This window comes from Cryobacterium sp. TMT1-2-1 (assembly GCF_004403955.1).
In the GTDB taxonomy this organism is placed as follows: domain Bacteria; phylum Actinomycetota; class Actinomycetes; order Actinomycetales; family Microbacteriaceae; genus Cryobacterium; species Cryobacterium psychrotolerans.
Map to the genome: position 1 here is coordinate 14,633 of NZ_SOHC01000054.1, position 16,824 is coordinate 31,456.

The following is a 16,824-nucleotide window of genomic DNA, read 5'->3' on the forward strand; positions in this document are numbered from 1 at the left end:
CGGAGCAACCCTGACACTTCTTTCCTATCTAAGTGATAAGAAGTTGATGTAAACCTAGCCGCAGGAATGACGACGTGTCAAGCGGGCCGACGGGTCGTTATCTGAACGAGGCCCGTGCCACGTGCCGCGGCTGGTCTCGCTAGCGGCCGGCGATGTAGGCGAAGCCGTTGACCTCGGCTGCCGCAAGTTCAGCCGCCCCGAGAAGTACCGCATCATCGCGGTGAGTCGCCGCCTCAACGCGGGGAACGTGCATGATGCGTCCGGTCAGTCGCTGCTGAATCGCGGGGATCACGCTGTTCGCACGTCCCACCATGCTTCCGCCCACCACGACCAACTCCGGGTCGAGGATGATGACCATCGCCGCGATGGCAATCGCCACCATGTCGAGAATCTCCTCCGAGAGTTCTCGGGCGGCCGCATCCCCACGCCCGGCCAGTTCGAAAATATCCCCAGCGTTGAGCACGCCCCTCTCCGGGATCGCAATCCCCCGCTCGCGCGCCCGCTTCGTCAGGGCAATCGGGCCAAGTCGATCCTCAAGGTCCCCGTATTCGGAGTACGAGCGCTCCAGGGACGAGCGCTCCATCAGGAGGTAGCCGATCTCCCCCGCCCCGGCACGCGCACCGCGGTGCAGTTCGCCATTTGTGATGATGCCTGCACCGAGACCGCTCTCCAGGAACAACAGCGCGACGAGGCTCGTGAGCCCACGCCCTGCCCCCCGGTGGAGCTCGCCGAATGCCAGCGCGTTTGCGTCGTTGTCCACCACGACCGGAAGTGCGGTGCGTTCGCGAAGCAATCGGCCGAGGGGAACTTCAGTCCAACCCAGCTCGGGTATCCGTTCCAGGCTGCCCTCGGGGTAGTGAACCACGCCCGGCACGGCAACGCCGACCGCGAGGCAGGGCGTTCCCATCGTCTCGGCGGTCAGAATGAGGGAATCGAACAACTCAATCATCTTGTCCAGGCGACCCTGCTGGTAGTGGTCGCCTTCCGCCGCGTCGAGCGAGCCGAGGGGAAACAACCGAGGGCCAAAGTCGACTTCACGTCTGAAGACGACCGTGCCGTCGAAATCGACGAGGATCCCCGAGGCCTTGTTCGGGTGCAGTTGCAGAGCCGCGACCAATCGGGTACCCCCCGCATAGCGCAGCAGAACCGACGGTCTACCTCCGGTTGAGGGCTCCTGGCCGGCAGGCACGACAATGCCCTGCTCGATCAGGGTCGCCGTGAGCCGGTTGATCGTTGCCGGGCTGAGCCCTGTGGCAGCGCCGAGCTGCTGCCTCGAGAGCGCGCCCGATTTGCGGAGTTCCTCAAGAATGGCGGTTTGATTCACGCGCGCGAGGGTGCTCGTCGTGGCGGTACTTTTCTTGTGATTGGACACAGCACCCCCTCGTCAGCCAGATCGCATCAGAGTGCGTTCAAGTGCGTTCAATCTTTTCTATCACACTGCATCATTTATGCTCGCGGCGCAAGCGGCATGGCTGACGAAAGAGAGCCTGAACGCTGCCGTCCGATCAGGGGTTGGGCGGTGAAGGTGATCCGGATAGGTTGACCTCGCAGGAAGGCTTCTTCCTTCGTGTTGGAGTTTGGGTGGGCGCGTACGTAGGAGGCTTCCTGTGTTTCTCCCCTTGTGGCGGTTTCGACGCTCGATGGCACCCCATGCCCGGGCGTTGACGGGGGGCGTCATTTTGGTTGTTCTGGCCGCCGTCATGCAGGTGGTGCTGCCGTGGCCCCTGAAAGTGATCGTTGACGACGTTCTCAAGACCTCGGAAGCCTCCGATAAGAATGGCCTGCTGCGAGCGTTCGGTGCGGACGGGTTGGACCGCCTGCAGCTGCTGAGCGTGGCCCTCGCGAGTTTGCTCGTCTTCACGCTTGTCAATGCCGGCGCCAGGTATCTGGGGTCCCGGCTGCTCAATGGCGTCGGGGAGAGGATGACGGCGAGCATCCGGGTTGACGTGTTCGCCCACCTTCAACGTTTGTCCTTGTCTTTCCACGACAAGCAACGCCTGGGCGATTTGGTCACGCGAACGACCACGGACATTGACTACTTGCGCGCCATGATCATTTCGATCATGGCGGTTCTTGTTCCCAACGTTCTCATCCTGGGTTTCATCGCGACGATCTGTCTGGTCGTGGACCCTACCTTCGCTCTGATTGCGTTGGCCGTCGCGCCCCTCTTGTTTGCCATGGTGGTGATCTATCGACCGCGCGTCAAGGCGGCCTCCCGGGCTGCGCGCAACAAGGACAGTGATATCGCATCGGCAATGGCGGAGACGTTCTCCTCGGTCCGGGTGATGCAATCCTCAACCAGCGAAGGGCGCCATGAGGCCGACTTCCGGGATCGGAACGGCGCCCGGATGAATGCCGGCCTGCGGCTGGTCAGGCTCCAGTCGGCGCTCTCTCCGCTGGTGGATGTCATAGTCGTCCTCGGCACGGTGCTCGTTCTGTGGTTTGGGGTGAGGCGGGTGCTGGATGGCACGATGACGCTGGGCCTGCTGCTGGTGTTCCTGGCCTATTTGAAGGCTCTCTACGACCCCATGAAGGAACTGGCCAAACTCACCACGGTCATCAGCCGGGGTCAGGTGAGTGCAGAACGCCTCCTGGAAATTCTCAGTAGCGCCCCCGAAATCATCGACCGCCCGGGTGCCCGGCCGGCCCCGGCGCTCACAGGCGCGGTAGAGCTGCGGGGGGTGAGTTTTGGCTACGCCGGCTCTGAAGTGCTGCACTCGATCAATCTCCGGGTAGAGCCTGGCCGGATGGTCGCGATCGCCGGTCCGACCGGGGCCGGCAAATCCACACTCGTCAGCCTGATTCCGCGTCTGTACGACGTGACTCAGGGGGCGGTACTGCTTGACGGCACGGACATCCGTGACCTGCAACTAGCGACGATTCGCACTCAGATCTCGATGGTCTTGCAGGACTCGATCTTGTTCCGCGGCACCATCTACGACAACATCGCCTACGGTTCTGATCACCCCACCCGCGAGCAGGTGCTCGCAGCCGCCGAGGCCGCCCACGTTGACGAATTCGTCCGCGCCCTGCCCCTCGGCTATGACACTCCGGTGGCCGAGCGGGGGGTCAGCCTATCCGGCGGTCAGCGCCAACGCATTGCGATCGCCCGCGCGCTGGTGCGCGACACACCGATCGTGATCCTCGACGAGCCGACGTCAGGCCTCGACGCAATCTCCGAGCAATACGTCATGCGCGGCCTGGACCGGCTGATGATCGGCCGGAGCGTGATTGTGATCGCCCACCGGCTGTCCACGCTCCGTCGCGCCGACGTCATCTATGTGATCGACCATGGTCGGATCGTCGAGACGGGCAAGCATGCCGATTTGATCGCGGCCGGTGGCCTCTACAGCCGGCTCGACGGGCTGCAGGACATCCCGGCCAGGCCGGCCATCCCGGCCATCCCCAAACATGTCGCACCGAAGCCGATTCCGGCTGGAGGCCTGCTGTGACCCGCTCCGGGACGATCATGCTGGCCCGCGTCAAGACGTCCGGCGCCCTGCCGTGGCGCATCGGCCGAGACGGAAATCCGGAGGTATTGCTCGTCCACCGGCGCAACCAGGACGACTGGTCCATTCCCAAGGGCAAAGCCGAACCCGGCGAATCGGACGCGGACTGTGCTCTGCGGGAAGTTCGTGAAGAGACCGGGTTCGACTGCCGCCCCGGTGCCGAATTGCCCCACGTCGTCTACCTGGACCGGACGCGCCGGGTCAAGACCGTTCGCTATTGGGCCGTGACCGTGGATGCCGGTGTCTTCGCCGCCAACGACGAGGTCGACGATGCTCGCTGGCTCGCGCTCCCGCTCGCCCTGCGCACACTGACGCAGGCCCGGGAACGGCCCGTCGTCCTGGCCCTGGGCGCCCTGGTGGCGAAGGAATTGGGCGTCTGCCCGGTGCCGGCCAAAGAGAGGATGCTGCTACTGGTGCGCGGCGCTGCGGCGCTGCCTCGGGAGCAATGGGAGCACTCCGAAAACGATCGCCCCCTTGCCTCCGAAGGAAGATCAATGGCCCGGTCCCTGGTAGATCTGGGATCGTTCTTCGAAATTGACCGGATTCTTTCCGCACCCGCCGCACGGTGCATGGAGACCGTCGAACCTCTGGCGCGGAGCGAAACGCTCAGCGTGGAAGCCTCCGCTGACCTGTCCGACGGCCGCATCGGGAAGGCCATGCGGCTCATCGAGGACGCACGTGGTATCGGGACCGTTCTCTGCACACACGAGGACGTCGTGTCCGGGGTCCTGACCGAGCTCGCCAAACATGACCGGACTGCTGTGGAACCACATCCTGGTCGGCGCCGCGGCTCCGTCTGGGCTCTCACCGGCGACCATGCCCGCTACACCTCCGCGTATTACCTTCCCCTGCCGGAATTGAGCTCTGCTGCGGCATCCGACGACGTCATGTCCCCGCTCGGCCGGTTGCGATTAGAGGCGCTGAAGTGACTGCTGAGGAAGAGGACCGGGCCGTGGCACACGTGATTGATCGGCTCGCCGAGAAGTTCCCGGACATGCCGCGGTCAACCGTTGAACGGGCGGTATACGAGAGGCGTGCGGCTCTCGCCGGGAATCCGGTTCGCGCCTATATCCCTGTGCTCATTGAGCGCGGAGCGAGGGAGTTGCTGCGAGAATCCCCGCGCTCGGGTCCTTCTGTCTGAGTTGCGGAGAATGTGCCTTCGATTTGAGTTCTAAGGTGTTTTGTCCGCAACTCAACTTGTCCGCGATTCACCAGGGGATGCCCACCTCACGCCGGTGGCGGGGAGGACAGCGGGGTGATGTACGAGAATCCGGTGCTGTTGTTCTTGGTCATCGACAGCACCAGCTCCATGTGCGGCTCCAGCGCGGTGACCTTGTCGAGCGGGGAACCGATGATGAGTTGGAAGCCCAGCCCCTTCCAGGCCGCGACGGCCCGGCCGGCGAACTCCGAGTCCGACTTCACGAAGCCCTCGTCGAGGAAGACGGGCGCGAAACGCGGCCGGGTGCGGCTTTCATCGCCGAGCTGGAAGCGCAGCGCCGCCCCCACGACGAACGCCACGAGTTCCTGCGACTCCCCGCCGCTCTTGCCGCCGAGGGACGAGTAGGTGCTGGCCTCCACCACATCCGGCGTGGTGCGCACGGCGGTGATTTCCACGTGCTTGCGCACATCGAGAAGAAGATCGCGCTGCGACTCCTGCCTGGAACCGCTCTCGGGCCGGCGAATCAGGCCCATGAAGGCCTGCAACCGTGTGAAGCGGCTCTCGGTCTCGCCCTCGGTGAGGTCCTGGGCGGCCGCGGAGGACAGGGCCTTGAGCTCCGTGCGGAACGACGTGGCGTCGTCGCGGTGGAGTCGGCGCAGCGCGATCTTCAGGCGATCGCGCCCGGCCCCGAACGGCAGGGTGGCAAGGATCTCGTTGATCGGCCGGAGCCGATCCTCGATCTCCTCGATGGAGGTGGTGAAGGCTCCCATCAGGGGAACGAGGTCCTGGCCGCTCCAGAGCGAAAGCCGCCGCTTCCACTCCTGCCGTCGCTCGTGCAGGCCCAGCGTGTAAACGGCGGCGAGGATATCCCGGTAGCTCGTGTACGAGTCCAGCGAGACGCCGATGTTGGGGTCAGGCCAGCGACCCTGGAAGGTCTCGAAGATGCGAACCAGGGAGTCCCGGGCGCTCGCGGCGTTGTCGCGGTCCTGGGCGGACTGCTCGGTGAGCCGCTCGCGAAGACGCTTGACCGCGCCCTCGAACGCGGCGAGGTCATCCTTGTCGCCGACGAACGCGAACTGCGCGTCCAGGTGGGCCGAGTGCTCCTCCGACAAGTTCACGGACTGGCCCCGGTCGATGCGATCGAGAGTGCCGCTGACGGCATCCTGGCGGTCCACGATCAATTCCTGTTCGTCGCGCAGGCCCTGTGCGTCGAGATCGGTGACGTGCTTGCGTTTCTGGGCTCGCTCCAGCTCGGCGGACAGCCGAATTTCCTCGTCCTTCAGCCCGCGCAGCACGTCGCTGTTGGCCAGCAGGCGCTCCTGCTCGGCCTCCTTGTCGCGGATCCTGGCTTCCGCACCATCCACATCGATGGTCGGCCAGGCGATGTCGATGACGTACTGGTGGGCGACCTTCCGTGCGCGAAGGTCGGCGATGCGGTTCCCGAGGGCGGATGCCTCCACCGACGACGCGTCGGCGGTCGCCTTCAGCCGGGCCAGCTCCTCGGTGATCTCCTCCAGGCGAGCTCGGCTGGAAAAACCGATGATCGACTTCTGGTCGCTGTTCCAACCGTGGGCACCGCGCTTGCCGTTGCGGGTCTGCCCGCTCGGCGTGACCCGGGGCCCGTCCCCCACCAGTTCGGCGGGGGTGGCCACGCACTGCGCATCCAGGTTCGACGCCTGCACGCGATCCTGCACCCAACGGCTGAAGGGCGAATCCTTGTAGACGAGCTTGCCGGAAACGAACCGGGCGTCGCCCACCATCTCCTGGTGCGCGTGCAGGGCGACCCCTTCGAAGTGGATGCGCACCGGGATGTGGAGCGGGTCGATGGCCTGGCTCAGCGACGCGAGCCGGGTCTCGTCGACGAGCATGACCCGAACGACGGATGCCAGCGTCACCTCGGCCGCCTGGCGCCACCGTTCCTCGCCCGGCGCGATCTCGATCAGCTCCGCCACGAATGGCAGCTCTTCGGCCGGGATACCCGCCGCCTCGGCGATCATCAGGCGCGCGTTGTGCAGGTGCTGGGGAACCAGGCTCGCGCGCCCGGTCAGGAACGCGTGTTCCGTCTTGAGGGTGCGAATGCTCTCTTCGACCGGGTACGACCTGCGGTGCAGCGTCGCCCGCTCCGCCTCCAGGCCGGCCTCCGCGCGGGGGAACCCGGCCAGGAAGGCTTCGGCGGCGCCCTGCGCGGCTCCGAATTCCTCCGGCGAGCCGATCGATGCGGACAGGGGCCGGATGCGTTCGTCGAACTTCGCCCGGACGCCGGCCACGTCGTCGCGTTTGTTGCTGAGCTGGCCGAGTTCGTTCTGCAGGCGCACAAGCACCTCGCCGCCGTTCTCCCTCTGCCGGTCCTGGAGGTCGGCGACCCGCGTCTTCAACTCGCTCTCGGCATCCCGCGCCGCGGTCGACTCCGCCTGGTTGCCACGGCGCTGCTCCCGGTTGGCGTCGGCGGCCCCCTCGAGCAGGCGCCGTTCCGCCTGGAGCTGCCACAGGCCGAAAGGCGTGTCCCCGGAGCGGTGTACCCCGAAGGTGTCGATCAGGTCGGCCTTCTCGGTGGCCGTCTCGTAGTCGCGGTGCAGGTCGGGCAGCCGCTCGAGCACCCTGGCCTTCTGCGCCTCGGTGACCATGGCCCCATAGGAGCGTTCCAGGTCCTCGAAGTGGTCGACGGCCTTGTCGGCGGCTGCGAAGGTGGCGGGTTCCTCCAGCACCATCGACTTGTAGAGACCGTCCACGGTCTTGACCTGCTGTCCGGCCTGGATGCGTGCGAGCAGGCGCAGGGCCTTGCCGCCCTCGCCGTTGGCTCCGATGCCGAGGCGCGTGTAGAGGGTCTGGGCGAACGCCGCATAGGTGTCGAAGACATCCAGGTCGGGGAACCGGGCCTTCAGCGCCCGCTTGTCGAACCGGGACTCGGTGGCCTCGGCCAGGTCGCGAAGGTCGAGGTAGCCGTCCCTGGTGGCCATCTTCATGGTGATGTCGGCGAACTTGCTGCCGCCGCGAGGCACGAAGTAGGCCCGCAGCACGGTGAAGCGACGCTGGTTGTCATCGACGAACGTCATCGACACCGCGCCCCAGGTAGACGCGTTCACGCCGCGCAGCACCTGGTCGCGCATCTGGCCCGTTCCGGCTTCCCGGTTGGAGTCGGTCTTGCCCTTGAGGTAGGTCATCAGGTTGCGCTGGTCGACGCTGCGCGCGCGCCCGGAGCCGGCGTCGTTGGATGCTCCGTTGAAGGGGGTATCGGAGGGCATCATCAGCGCCAGGTAGGCGTCGAGGAGGCTGCTCTTCCCGGTGCCGGATGCGCCGGAGACCAGGGTGGCCGAGGGCGCGAAGGCGACCTCGTGGTGCCCCTGGAAGCCACCCCAGTTGACCATCTGGAACGACTCGGCCTTCCACTGGGTGGTGCCTTCGGTGAGGCCATCGGCGTAGAACAGCGGGGAATCGGTCATGGTCATGAGATGGCCTCCAGTCGTGGCTCGGCGGTCTCGTCAGTCTCTTCTAATTCGGCGTCGTCGCCGTTCTGGGTGACCAGCCATTCCAGCAGTTCGTTCAGCCGGTCGACGGGCAGCAGCACCTCGATCACGGCGGAAATGCGGAACCGGTCGGGGTCGCTCGTTTTCAGCAGGACCCGGGCCTTGGCGAGGCTGTCGACGGCCGCGGTGGCCTTGCGGGCATCTCCCCAGCGGTCGGTGGCGTGCTCCGGGCGGAAATGTGCCACGTTGTCGACCAGGTTGTCGCGGTCGACAATGACGATGTCGTGGCCGTTGGCGCGCTCGCTGCGGAACCGCTGGCGCAGCAGCACGAGCAGGATCGTCTCCTCCCGGGTGTACGAGACATCGTGCAGGAGGGTGGGGAACCGGTCGCCGCCCTCCGCGACCGCCTGCCGCTTGAACGCCACCTCGTAATGGAGGTCTACATGCAGGTCGAGGAATACGTCGTTCAGGCGCGACTTGAGCAGGCTCCGGGAGGCCAGGAGGGTGCGCCATTCCGCCGGCTGGAGGGCCGCGGAGATGTACCGGTGCTTGAGCAGCAGCACCAGGGTTCGGCGCTGCTCCACGGTGAGTCCGCCCTCGTCGCCCTCGAACAGCGAGAAGCTCTGCGACGAGTCGTCCGGCGTCGCATTTTCCTCGTCCGCGCGCTCGTCGTCAGCGTGCTCGGCGGTCCACTCGTCGGTCAATTCAGGCGTCATGATCGGGTCCATAGTTCAGGGCGGCCAGTGCCGCGGTTTCGTGCTCGTTCAACATGATTCGTGGCACCTCGAAGCTGCGGATGGAGCCATCCGGCCTCACGGTTTCGAACCGTTCGAGTGTTTGCGCGCGGCTGACCGCGTCGATCTGGGTGGCGATCTGCAGCATCCCGAGGATCTCGACCGGACGGCGGAGGTTCGCATCCAGGTCGTTGAACGCATCACCGACGGATGCGGCGTCCCCGTCGGTGAAGGCCGTCACGATGGCGTCGCGCAGCTCCTCGAGGAGCGGGCCGCCCTGTTTGCGCATGTCGTCGAGGCTCGGCGGCTCGGGCGCGTCGTCGGAGACGTCCTCGAGGTCCGGCGGCGGCAGGTGCGCAGCCGGGTCGTAGAACCGTTCCCGGAGGTGCTCGACCTCGAGTGTTCCCGGCATGAGTTCGGCCGTCACGACCGAACGCGGGCCGGCGGTCTGCATCCAGGTCGCGAGCTCCTTGTTGATCTCGCGCAGCAGGCGTTCGAGTTCGCGGTCCTTGACGACATCGTGGTTGACGATGTGCTCGCGCAGGGTCTCGCTCAGCCCGTTCCGCTGGGTCAGCACGTCGTCGATGCCCTTGCGGATCAGGCGCACGGTGCCCATGAGACCGCGTCGCTCGTTGGCGGTGAGCTCGAGGGCGAACGGGTGCAGCAGGATCGTCTCGAGATCGCTTTTGAGCTCCTGCAGCAGCGCGTCGTTGCGCAGCAGGGTGAAGGCCCCCTCGAAGGCGCGACCCTCCGGAGTCGCAGACATGAGAGCATCCGTCTTGGAGAGGTACTCGTCGAGAACCTCGCTGATCGGGCGTTCCTCGCCGCGGAAGTCGTTCACGATCTGCCGGTGCATGGCGGCAACCGACTCTTCGACGCGTTTGAAGTCGCTCGGCAGCTGGTTGATCAGGTCGACGAGGTTCGCGTAGCCCTCGAGCATCGCCTCGTTCGACACCGGGGCGATCTCGCCGCCGCCCTCGAGGCGATCGCGCTCGCTCGTCTTCTCGGCGATCTCGAGGTCGAGACGACGGATGCGTTCCTCGCGGTCAGGGTTGGCCTGCGTCGCGCGGTGGCGAACAGTGTCGACGATCGTGGTGAGGCGGCTCTCGCTGATGAGCGCGCGGTCCCGGGACAGGCTCTCGACCAGGAGCAGCGCTTCCAGCGCGTGCGAGGTGAGCGAATAGTGTTCCTCGTCGCCCTCCCCCGTCTCCCGGTAGAGCCACTGGTCGTTCATCCACTGCACGCAGAGGGCCCGGCCGTTCTTGCCCGGCGGGACATCGCTGCCGACCGTGCGCAGGTCGGCCAGGTAGGCGTCAACCTGGGTGTGCAGCAGGTCGGCCTGCACACTGCGCCGGTCGCGGCTGAACGAGGACTTGAACACGGCGAGCACAAACGGCGCCCACTTGCGGTCCAGCAGGCGCAGCGTGGGTCTGTCGAAGGCTTCGCGCACCCGCGCCAGTTCGCCCGCGATTTCACTCATTGATGGAAGTCCTCTCTCGGGCCTCCTCAACCGTAGTCGCCGCTGCGCGGCGATCGTCACCCTACGATCGCTTGAGCTCGCCTGGCTGTCCGTCACGCTCGGACGCCGACGACACCGAATGGCGCTCACCGCGCTTCGGCGGCACGTACGTGCAGGTGTCGCCCGAGCAGAGTTCCGGCTTCGTCTTGCTGAACAGCCGTTGGAATTCGCAACCGACGCAGATCCCGAAGGCGCTCTCGATGAACAGCAGGACCAGGCACACGCTGCAGAGCGCCAGCGTGATCTCCCCGCTGAGGCCCAGGAAACCCATCGCGGCGCACGAGACGAACGCCATCACGAGGCCGAATGTCCAGGCGAGCTTCTTCTGCTCGGCACCGACCCATTCGGGGCGTTGACGCCGAACGATGAGCGAACCGATGATCAGGCTCGGCGTGAACCGGGTGCCGACGAACAAGCGCATCATCATGTCGAGCATGAATGTCATGCCGAACATGCGCAGGAGTTGGAAGTCCCCCGTCAGCGCCGCGGTCATGAACCCGATGGTCCCGAACAGGAACAGCAGCCCCGCGGACGCGCGCACGGCGCGTTCGTTGATGACGGGAATGGTGATGCCGTCGACGAACTCCCCGATGACGGGGGCCTCGTCCGCACGTTCCGCGGAACTCGTCATTCGGCTGCACCGCACATGGGAGTTCTCCTTCGTTGACTGCCTCGAACAGGATGAACTATACCCCAGGGGGTATTTGTCGCCCTGTGATCCCGGCGCCCGAAACCTACGGGAGTGCCGCCGCCGGATCCGGGGCCTTCGCCTGTGCGGCTCGGACGCCCTGGCCGGCGCTCGGGTAGAAGAGCCGCACCAGGGCGAAGCCGAGCAGTCCCCCGGCCAGCTGCGCGGCGATGTAGCCCGGCGCTGCGGACGGGGCGATGCCGGCGAAGGTGTCGGAGAACATCCGGCCGATGGTGATCGCCGGGTTCGCGAAGCTGGTGGAACTCGTGAAGAAGTATGCGGCGCCGATGTAGGCGCCGACCGCGGCCGGCGCGAGGTGACCCCGGCCCGATCGGACGAGAGCGAAGATCACGAGCACGAGTCCCGCGGTGGCCACGACCTCAGCCAGCAGATGCGGGGCCGTGAGGCGCTCGGTCGCGCTGATGCTCGCAGCCGGAAGCCCGAACATCAGGTTCGCGACGACCGCTCCGGAGATGCAGCCGAGGATCTGCGCCGGCACGTAGGCCGCCACGTCGCGCCAGGCCCGGTGCCCGAGCGCCGCGTCGACGAGAGAGACGACCGGGTTGAAGTGGGCGCCACTGACCGGCGCGAAGATCAGAATGATCGCGAACAGTCCCAGCGCCGTGGCGAGGGCGTTCTGGAGCAGCTGCAATCCCACGTCGCTCGGGGAAAGCTGCTGCGCCGCGATGCCGGAACCCACGACGAGTGCGGCCAGCAGCAGGCTCCCCAGAAACTCGGCAGAAACTCGCCGGGCGAATTCGCTCATGCCGTGACGAGCACGGTCGCGACGGAGTCAAGTGCCCCGGGGACCAGGGCGTAATAGGCCCAGGTGCCGCGCTTGGACCTGCTGAGGAAACCCGCCTCCATGAGCACCTTGAGGTGGTGAGAGATCGTGGGCTGGCTGAGGCCGACGGGCTCGGTCAGGTCGCACACGCACGCCTGCTGGCCTTCGGAAGCCGCAACGATCGACAACAACCGCAACCTCGCGGGATCGGCCAGGGCCTTCAGGAGACGGGCGAGGTCCACCGCCTGCTCCGCGTCAAGGGGCTGCCGGGTCAGCGGAGCCCGGCAGACCTCGGTCTCGGCCAGCGGAAGCAAGGTGGGAGTGGACATGTGCCCAGCATAAGTCAACATTGACATCTGTCGATATTGTGGGGCAGGATTCATTCATCGACAACAATCAATATAGAGGGACGGCATCGACATGACACTCATCGACCTGACGGCTCCTGCAGCCCGAAACCTTCACCTCGGCACATTGCCCGTGGCGATCATCGGCGCGGGACCGATCGGGCTCGCCGCCGCCGCACAATTGCACGAGCGCGGCATCGACTTCATCGTCTACGAGGCCGGCGAGAGCATCGCCAGCAGCATGGCCGCCTGGGGGCACACCCGGCTGTTCTCCCCTTGGAAGCATCTCGTCGATCCCGCGGCCGGGCGACTCCTGCTGGCCAGCGGCTGGACCGAGCCCGACGAGTCCTCACTTCCGACCGGGAGCGAGCTGATCGCCCACTACCTCGAGCCGTTGGCCGCCCTGGACGCCATCGCGTCCCGCATCCGCACCGGTACGACCGTCACAGCGGTCAGCCGTGAAGGGATGGACCGCACCCGCACCGTCGGCCGCGGATCCCGCGCATTCATCCTGCGCCTTGCCGGAGCCGACGGGGAGATCACGGATGTCCGCGCGGCCGCCGTCATCGACGCCTCCGGGACGTACCTGAACCCCAACAGCCTGGGCTCGAACGGCCTCGACCCGCTGGGATTTGGAGGCGTCGCCGACCTCGTCAGCCATGCCCTGCCCGACGTCCTCGGCGCCGAACGTCACCGTTTCGCCCGCAAGCACACGGCCGTCGTCGGAGCGGGGCACTCCGCGGCCAACACCCTGATCAACCTGGCGCAACTTGCGCGAGATGAGCCCGGCACTACCGTGACCTGGATCATTCGCAACACAGCAGCGGTGCGAGTGTTCGGCTCGGCCGACGACGAGCTTCAGGCTCGCGCGTCGATCGGGGCTTCCGTCAGCCGCCTCGCCGAATCCGGCGCGATCAGCCAGGTGGACGGATTCGAAATCGTCGGACTGGAGCGAGACGGCGACGGCGTCGACATCGTCGGAAACCGCCGCGGAGGCCTGGAACACGTCCGCGCGGATGTCATCGTGAATGCGACCGGATTCCGGCCCAACCTCGACATGCTGCGCGAGATCCGTCTCTCCCTCGATGAGATCGTGGAGGCCCCCGCTGCCCTCGCTCCGCTGATCGACCCGAACCTGCACAGCTGCGGCACCGTGTCGCCGCACGGGGTGGCCGAGCTGACCCAGCCCGAGCGGGATTTCTTCATCGTCGGCATGAAGAGCTACGGACGCGCGCCCACGTTCCTCCTCGCGACCGGTTACGAGCAGGTGCGCTCGATCGCGGACGAACTCGCGGGCAACCGTGTTGCCGCCCGGCAGGTGCAGCTCGTTCTCCCGGTCACCGGCGTCTGCTCCACCGGCGGTGGCGGCGCGTCGAGCTGCTGCTGATGCACCACAGGCTGCGGCGGCACTCGCCCGATTATACTCACGCTCATGGCCATTCCGACTCGCGACGCCGCTGCAGGTATCGCCCGGAGCCTGAAGGTGCTGACGGATCCGACCAGGGTGCAGCTGCTCGGGATGGTCGTCGACAGTCCCGGCGGCCGTGCCCTCGTCGGACAGCTCGCCACTGCGCTGGGGCTGAGCCAGCCGACCGTGAGCCACCACATGCGGGTCATGGTCGAAGAGGGTCTCCTCGAGCGCGAGCAGGACGGCCGCGTCGCCTGGTATTCCGTCGCGCCGGGCCGACAGGCGGACGTGACCGAGGTGCTGCGCGCGCGCCGGGGTGCGCCACCGATTCCGCTGGCACCGGCGGTGCTGGAGCGCATCACCGAGGACCTCGCGATGCGATTCCGCGGCGTTTTCTCCGTGGAGACAATCGACCGCTATGTCGGGGAAAGCTACGCGCTCCTGGCCGAGCGAGCCCGAATCACCCGCTACCTGCCGTCCCTCACCAGCCGGTTCGCCGGTGAACGGCTCAGCGCCCTGGCGACCGTCGAAAACCTGGTCACCGACGAGACGCCCGAGGTGCTCTTCGTCTGCGTGCAGAACGCCGGACGGTCCCAAATGGCCTCCGCGATCCTTCGGTCGCTCGCCGGGGACCGAGTGCGCGTCAGGACCGCAGGGTCCGAGCCCGCCGAGCTCGTGAATCCGCTCGTGATCAACGTGCTCGACGAGGTCGGCATCCCGATCGCCGGCGAGTACCCCAAACCGCTGACCGACGAAGTCGTGCGCGCCGCCGACTACGTGATCACGATGGGCTGCGGCGACGCCTGCCCCGTCTACCCCGGCCGCCGCTACCTCGACTGGGATCTCGCCGACCCGGTCGGCCTGCCCCTCGACGGCGTGCGCGCGGTTCGCGACGACATCACCCGGCGAGTGCGTGACCTGCTGACCGAGATTGAGATGTCGGCCGCCAGGGTGAACGGCAGCTGAATTTCCGTCTGAACTCTTCACAACCCATAGATGGCCGTCTATGCTTTAGTCAAGCCGCCACGAGCAAAGGAAACGCCATGCCTGACAAGCCCACCGTACTTTTCGTCTGCGTCCACAACGCAGGCCGTTCGCAGATGGCCGCCGGCTACCTGGCCGCCCTGTCCCACGGCCGCGTTGAGGTTCTCTCCGCGGGCTCCGCCCCCAAAGACCAGATCAACCCGGTTGCGATCGAGGCCATGGCCGAAGAGGGCATCGACATCGCCGGCAACGTGCCCAAGGTGCTCACCACGGACGCCGTGAAGGAATCCGATGTGGTGATCACCATGGGCTGCGGCGACGTCTGCCCGATCTTCCCCGGCAAGCGTTACGAGGACTGGGAACTCGACGACCCGGCCGGCCAGGGCATCGAGTCGGTCCGCCCGATCCGTGACGAGATCAAGGCACGGATCGAGAAGCTGCTCGCCGAGATCCTTCCCGCCGCGGCCTAAGACGCGCGAACAATGAGCGACGCCGGCGCGCACCGGGCCCTGCCGGGCCTGACCTTTCCGGAGGAGCACCTGAAGCGCCTCGCCCGGGACCTGACCGTGAAGTTCGCCGGCGTCTTCGGCGCCGAAACGATCGAGCGCTATGTGCTCGAGTCCTACGTGTCGCTGCTGCGCACGTCGAAAGTGAAGGCGTACGTGGTGACGAACACGATCCGGTTCGCCACGGACCGTTTGACCGCGCTCGCGCAGGCCAAAGGCGCCATCGAGCACCCGGTTCCCGAGGTGTTGTTCGTCTGCGAGCAAAACGCCGGCCGGTCCCAGATGGCGGCCGTGCTCACCAACGCGCTCTCCGGTGGGGCCGTTCACGTACGTTCCGCGGGCTCCGCGCCCCCCCCTGAACTCAACCCGCAGGTCGTGGCGGTGATGGCCGAAATCGGACTCGATTTCAGCGAGGCGTTCCCGAAACCGCTCACCGACGACGTCGTGCAGGCCGCAGACGTCGTCATCACCATGGGGTGCGGTGACGCCTGCCCGATCTACCCCGGCAAGCAGTACCAGGACTGGGCGCTCACGGATCCTGCTGACTTGCCGCTCGACGAGGTCCGCGTGATTAGCGACCAGATCAAGGACCGGGTCGAGCACCTCCTCGAAACACTCTCCCCAAAGGACAAACAAGCATGAGCGTCGAAAACGTGATCGTCGTCGGGTCCGGCCCGGCCGGCTACACCGCGGCGACCTATCTGGCCCGCGCCGGGCTTGAGCCGGTCGTGCTCACGAGCTCCGTCGAGATGGGTGGCGCCCTGATGACCACCACGGAGGTCGAGAATTTCCCCGGATTCCGCGACGGGATCATGGGACCCGACCTGATGGAGGAGATGCGCGCGCAGGCCGAGCGATTCGGCGCACGGCTCGTCTATGACGATGCCGTCACTGTCGACCTGACCGGCGACATCAAGACCGTCACAACCGGCAACGGAACCACCTATCAGGCGCACGCCGTCGTGCTCGCCATGGGCTCCGCCTACCGGAAACTGGGCGTGAAAGGCGAGGAACACCTCACCGGGCACGGTGTGTCCTGGTGCGCCACCTGCGACGGATTCTTCTTCCGCGGCCAGGACATCGCCGTCGTCGGTGGCGGCGACTCCGCGCTGGAGGAAGCCATGTTCCTCACCCGCTTCGCCGACTCCGTGACCCTGATCCACCGCCGGGACTCGTTCCGGGGCTCGAAGATCATGCAGGAACGCGCCCTGGCGAATCCGAAGATCCACCCCCGCTGGAACAGCGAAGTCGTCGAGGCCACCGGCGACGAGACTCTGACCGGCCTGACGCTGCGCGACACCGTGACCGGTGAGCTCTCCGCGATGGGTGCCACCGGGCTGTTCATCGCGATTGGGCACGACCCTCGCAGCGAACTCGTCACCGGCCAGGTGAACCTCGACGCCGACGGTTACGTGCTCGTGGGCCACCCGACCACCGAAACGAATCTTCCCGGCGTTTTCGCCTGCGGCGACCTGGTCGACCGCCGCTACCGCCAGGCGGTCACCGCCGCCGGCACGGGCTGCGCCGCCGCCCTGGACGCCGAACACTACCTCTCGGCGCACGGACTGGCCTCGTACGAGCGACACGAGGCGGCGCCATCCGTCACGGTCTGAGTCCCCTCACGGCGGACGGCCTCCCCGGCCTGAAGTACACCGGCGATTGGCAGGTCCACACGTTGCGCTGCATCGACAACCGTCGATATAGTGGGTAGACCGCCACCAC

The 16,824-nt window shown here is 66.5% G+C and carries 14 protein-coding genes; 7 read left to right on the plus strand and 7 right to left on the minus strand.

The window, feature by feature from the left end; genetic code table 11:
* Positions 1-139: 139 nt before the first annotated feature.
* On the minus strand, positions 140-1,324 hold the full coding sequence (locus E3T33_RS09590; protein ID WP_241982898.1) for an ROK family transcriptional regulator: 1,185 nt from the start codon (positions 1,322-1,324) through the stop codon (positions 140-142).
* Positions 1,325-1,607: 283 nt separating this feature from the next.
* Between E3T33_RS09590 and E3T33_RS09595 the strand changes: the two genes are divergently transcribed.
* Together E3T33_RS09595 and E3T33_RS09600 are read left to right on the plus strand one after the other, a co-directional pair.
* Positions 1,608-3,452 carry an ABC transporter ATP-binding protein gene (locus tag E3T33_RS09595; protein WP_166784455.1) on the plus strand — a complete coding sequence of 615 codons (1,845 nt, stop codon included), beginning with the start codon at positions 1,608-1,610 and terminating at the stop codon, positions 3,450-3,452.
* Positions 3,449-4,438, plus strand: a complete 990-nt coding sequence (locus E3T33_RS09600; RefSeq protein ID WP_134575212.1) for an NUDIX domain-containing protein — start codon at positions 3,449-3,451, stop codon at positions 4,436-4,438. Before E3T33_RS09595 ends, E3T33_RS09600 begins: the two co-directional genes overlap by 4 nt.
* Positions 4,439-4,736: 298 nt before the next feature.
* Here E3T33_RS09600 and E3T33_RS09605 read toward each other — a convergent pair whose 3' ends face one another.
* From E3T33_RS09605 to E3T33_RS09630, 6 genes are all read right to left on the minus strand, one after another.
* Complete coding sequence (locus tag E3T33_RS09605) at positions 4,737-8,114, minus strand: SbcC/MukB-like Walker B domain-containing protein (protein ID WP_134575213.1); 3,378 nt, start codon at positions 8,112-8,114, stop codon at positions 4,737-4,739.
* A complete protein-coding gene (locus E3T33_RS09610; protein WP_166784456.1) occupies positions 8,111-8,848 on the minus strand; it encodes a DUF4194 domain-containing protein in 738 nt (245 codons plus the stop codon). The genes E3T33_RS09605 and E3T33_RS09610 overlap by 4 nt, the downstream gene beginning before the upstream one ends.
* Positions 8,838-10,346: a DUF3375 domain-containing protein gene (locus tag E3T33_RS09615; RefSeq protein WP_092324491.1), complete on the minus strand. Its 1,509-nt coding sequence runs from the start codon at positions 10,344-10,346 to the stop codon at positions 8,838-8,840. Before E3T33_RS09615 ends, E3T33_RS09610 begins: the two co-directional genes overlap by 11 nt.
* A 61-nt stretch (positions 10,347-10,407) precedes the next feature.
* Positions 10,408-11,016, minus strand: coding sequence for a DUF4395 domain-containing protein (locus E3T33_RS09620; protein ID WP_092324490.1), 609 nt, complete (start codon positions 11,014-11,016; stop codon positions 10,408-10,410).
* Positions 11,017-11,119: 103 nt separating this feature from the next.
* Positions 11,120-11,839 carry an MIP/aquaporin family protein gene (locus tag E3T33_RS09625; protein ID WP_092324488.1) on the minus strand — a complete coding sequence of 240 codons (720 nt, stop codon included), beginning with the start codon at positions 11,837-11,839 and terminating at the stop codon, positions 11,120-11,122.
* Positions 11,836-12,186, minus strand: a complete 351-nt coding sequence (locus tag E3T33_RS09630) for a metalloregulator ArsR/SmtB family transcription factor (RefSeq protein WP_092324523.1) — start codon at positions 12,184-12,186, stop codon at positions 11,836-11,838. Before E3T33_RS09630 ends, E3T33_RS09625 begins: the two co-directional genes overlap by 4 nt.
* Before the next feature lie 91 nt (positions 12,187-12,277).
* On the opposite strand from E3T33_RS09630, the gene E3T33_RS09635 reads away from it, so the two are divergent.
* From E3T33_RS09635 to trxB, 5 genes are all read left to right on the plus strand, one after another.
* Positions 12,278-13,591, plus strand: a complete 1,314-nt coding sequence (locus E3T33_RS09635; protein WP_134575214.1) for an FAD-dependent oxidoreductase — start codon at positions 12,278-12,280, stop codon at positions 13,589-13,591.
* A gap of 45 nt (positions 13,592-13,636) precedes the next feature.
* Positions 13,637-14,578, plus strand: coding sequence for a metalloregulator ArsR/SmtB family transcription factor (locus E3T33_RS09640; protein WP_092324485.1), 942 nt, complete (start codon positions 13,637-13,639; stop codon positions 14,576-14,578).
* 77 nt (positions 14,579-14,655) lie between these two features.
* Positions 14,656-15,066, plus strand: coding sequence for an arsenate reductase ArsC (locus tag E3T33_RS09645; RefSeq protein ID WP_092324484.1), 411 nt, complete (start codon positions 14,656-14,658; stop codon positions 15,064-15,066).
* Positions 15,067-15,078: 12 nt separating this feature from the next.
* Positions 15,079-15,744 (plus strand): arsenate reductase ArsC, encoded by a 666-nt coding sequence (locus tag E3T33_RS09650; RefSeq protein ID WP_134575215.1) that lies wholly within the window; start codon positions 15,079-15,081, stop codon positions 15,742-15,744.
* Positions 15,741-16,715 carry a thioredoxin-disulfide reductase gene (gene trxB / locus E3T33_RS09655; protein WP_134575216.1) on the plus strand — a complete coding sequence of 325 codons (975 nt, stop codon included), beginning with the start codon at positions 15,741-15,743 and terminating at the stop codon, positions 16,713-16,715. Before E3T33_RS09650 ends, trxB begins: the two co-directional genes overlap by 4 nt.
* The last annotated feature ends 109 nt before the right edge of the window (positions 16,716-16,824 follow it).

Excerpts from the sequence above, each read along its gene's own strand:
- E3T33_RS09605 (WP_134575213.1), bottom strand. The coding sequence starts at position 8,114 with ATGACCATGACCGATTCCCCGCTGTTCTACGCCGATGGCCTCACCGAA.
- E3T33_RS09610 (WP_166784456.1), bottom strand. The coding sequence starts at position 8,848 with ATGACGCCTGAATTGACCGACGAGTGGACCGCCGAGCACGCTGACGAC.
- E3T33_RS09615 (WP_092324491.1), bottom strand. The coding sequence starts at position 10,346 with ATGAGTGAAATCGCGGGCGAACTGGCGCGGGTGCGCGAAGCCTTCGAC.
- E3T33_RS09620 (WP_092324490.1), bottom strand. The coding sequence starts at position 11,016 with ATGACGAGTTCCGCGGAACGTGCGGACGAGGCCCCCGTCATCGGGGAG.
- E3T33_RS09625 (WP_092324488.1), bottom strand. The coding sequence starts at position 11,839 with ATGAGCGAATTCGCCCGGCGAGTTTCTGCCGAGTTTCTGGGGAGCCTG.
- E3T33_RS09630 (WP_092324523.1), bottom strand. The coding sequence starts at position 12,186 with ATGTCCACTCCCACCTTGCTTCCGCTGGCCGAGACCGAGGTCTGCCGG.
- E3T33_RS09635 (WP_134575214.1), top strand. The coding sequence starts at position 12,278 with ATGACACTCATCGACCTGACGGCTCCTGCAGCCCGAAACCTTCACCTC.
- E3T33_RS09640 (WP_092324485.1), top strand. The coding sequence starts at position 13,637 with ATGGCCATTCCGACTCGCGACGCCGCTGCAGGTATCGCCCGGAGCCTG.
- E3T33_RS09645 (WP_092324484.1), top strand. The coding sequence starts at position 14,656 with ATGCCTGACAAGCCCACCGTACTTTTCGTCTGCGTCCACAACGCAGGC.
- E3T33_RS09650 (WP_134575215.1), top strand. The coding sequence starts at position 15,079 with ATGAGCGACGCCGGCGCGCACCGGGCCCTGCCGGGCCTGACCTTTCCG.
- trxB (WP_134575216.1), top strand. The coding sequence starts at position 15,741 with ATGAGCGTCGAAAACGTGATCGTCGTCGGGTCCGGCCCGGCCGGCTAC.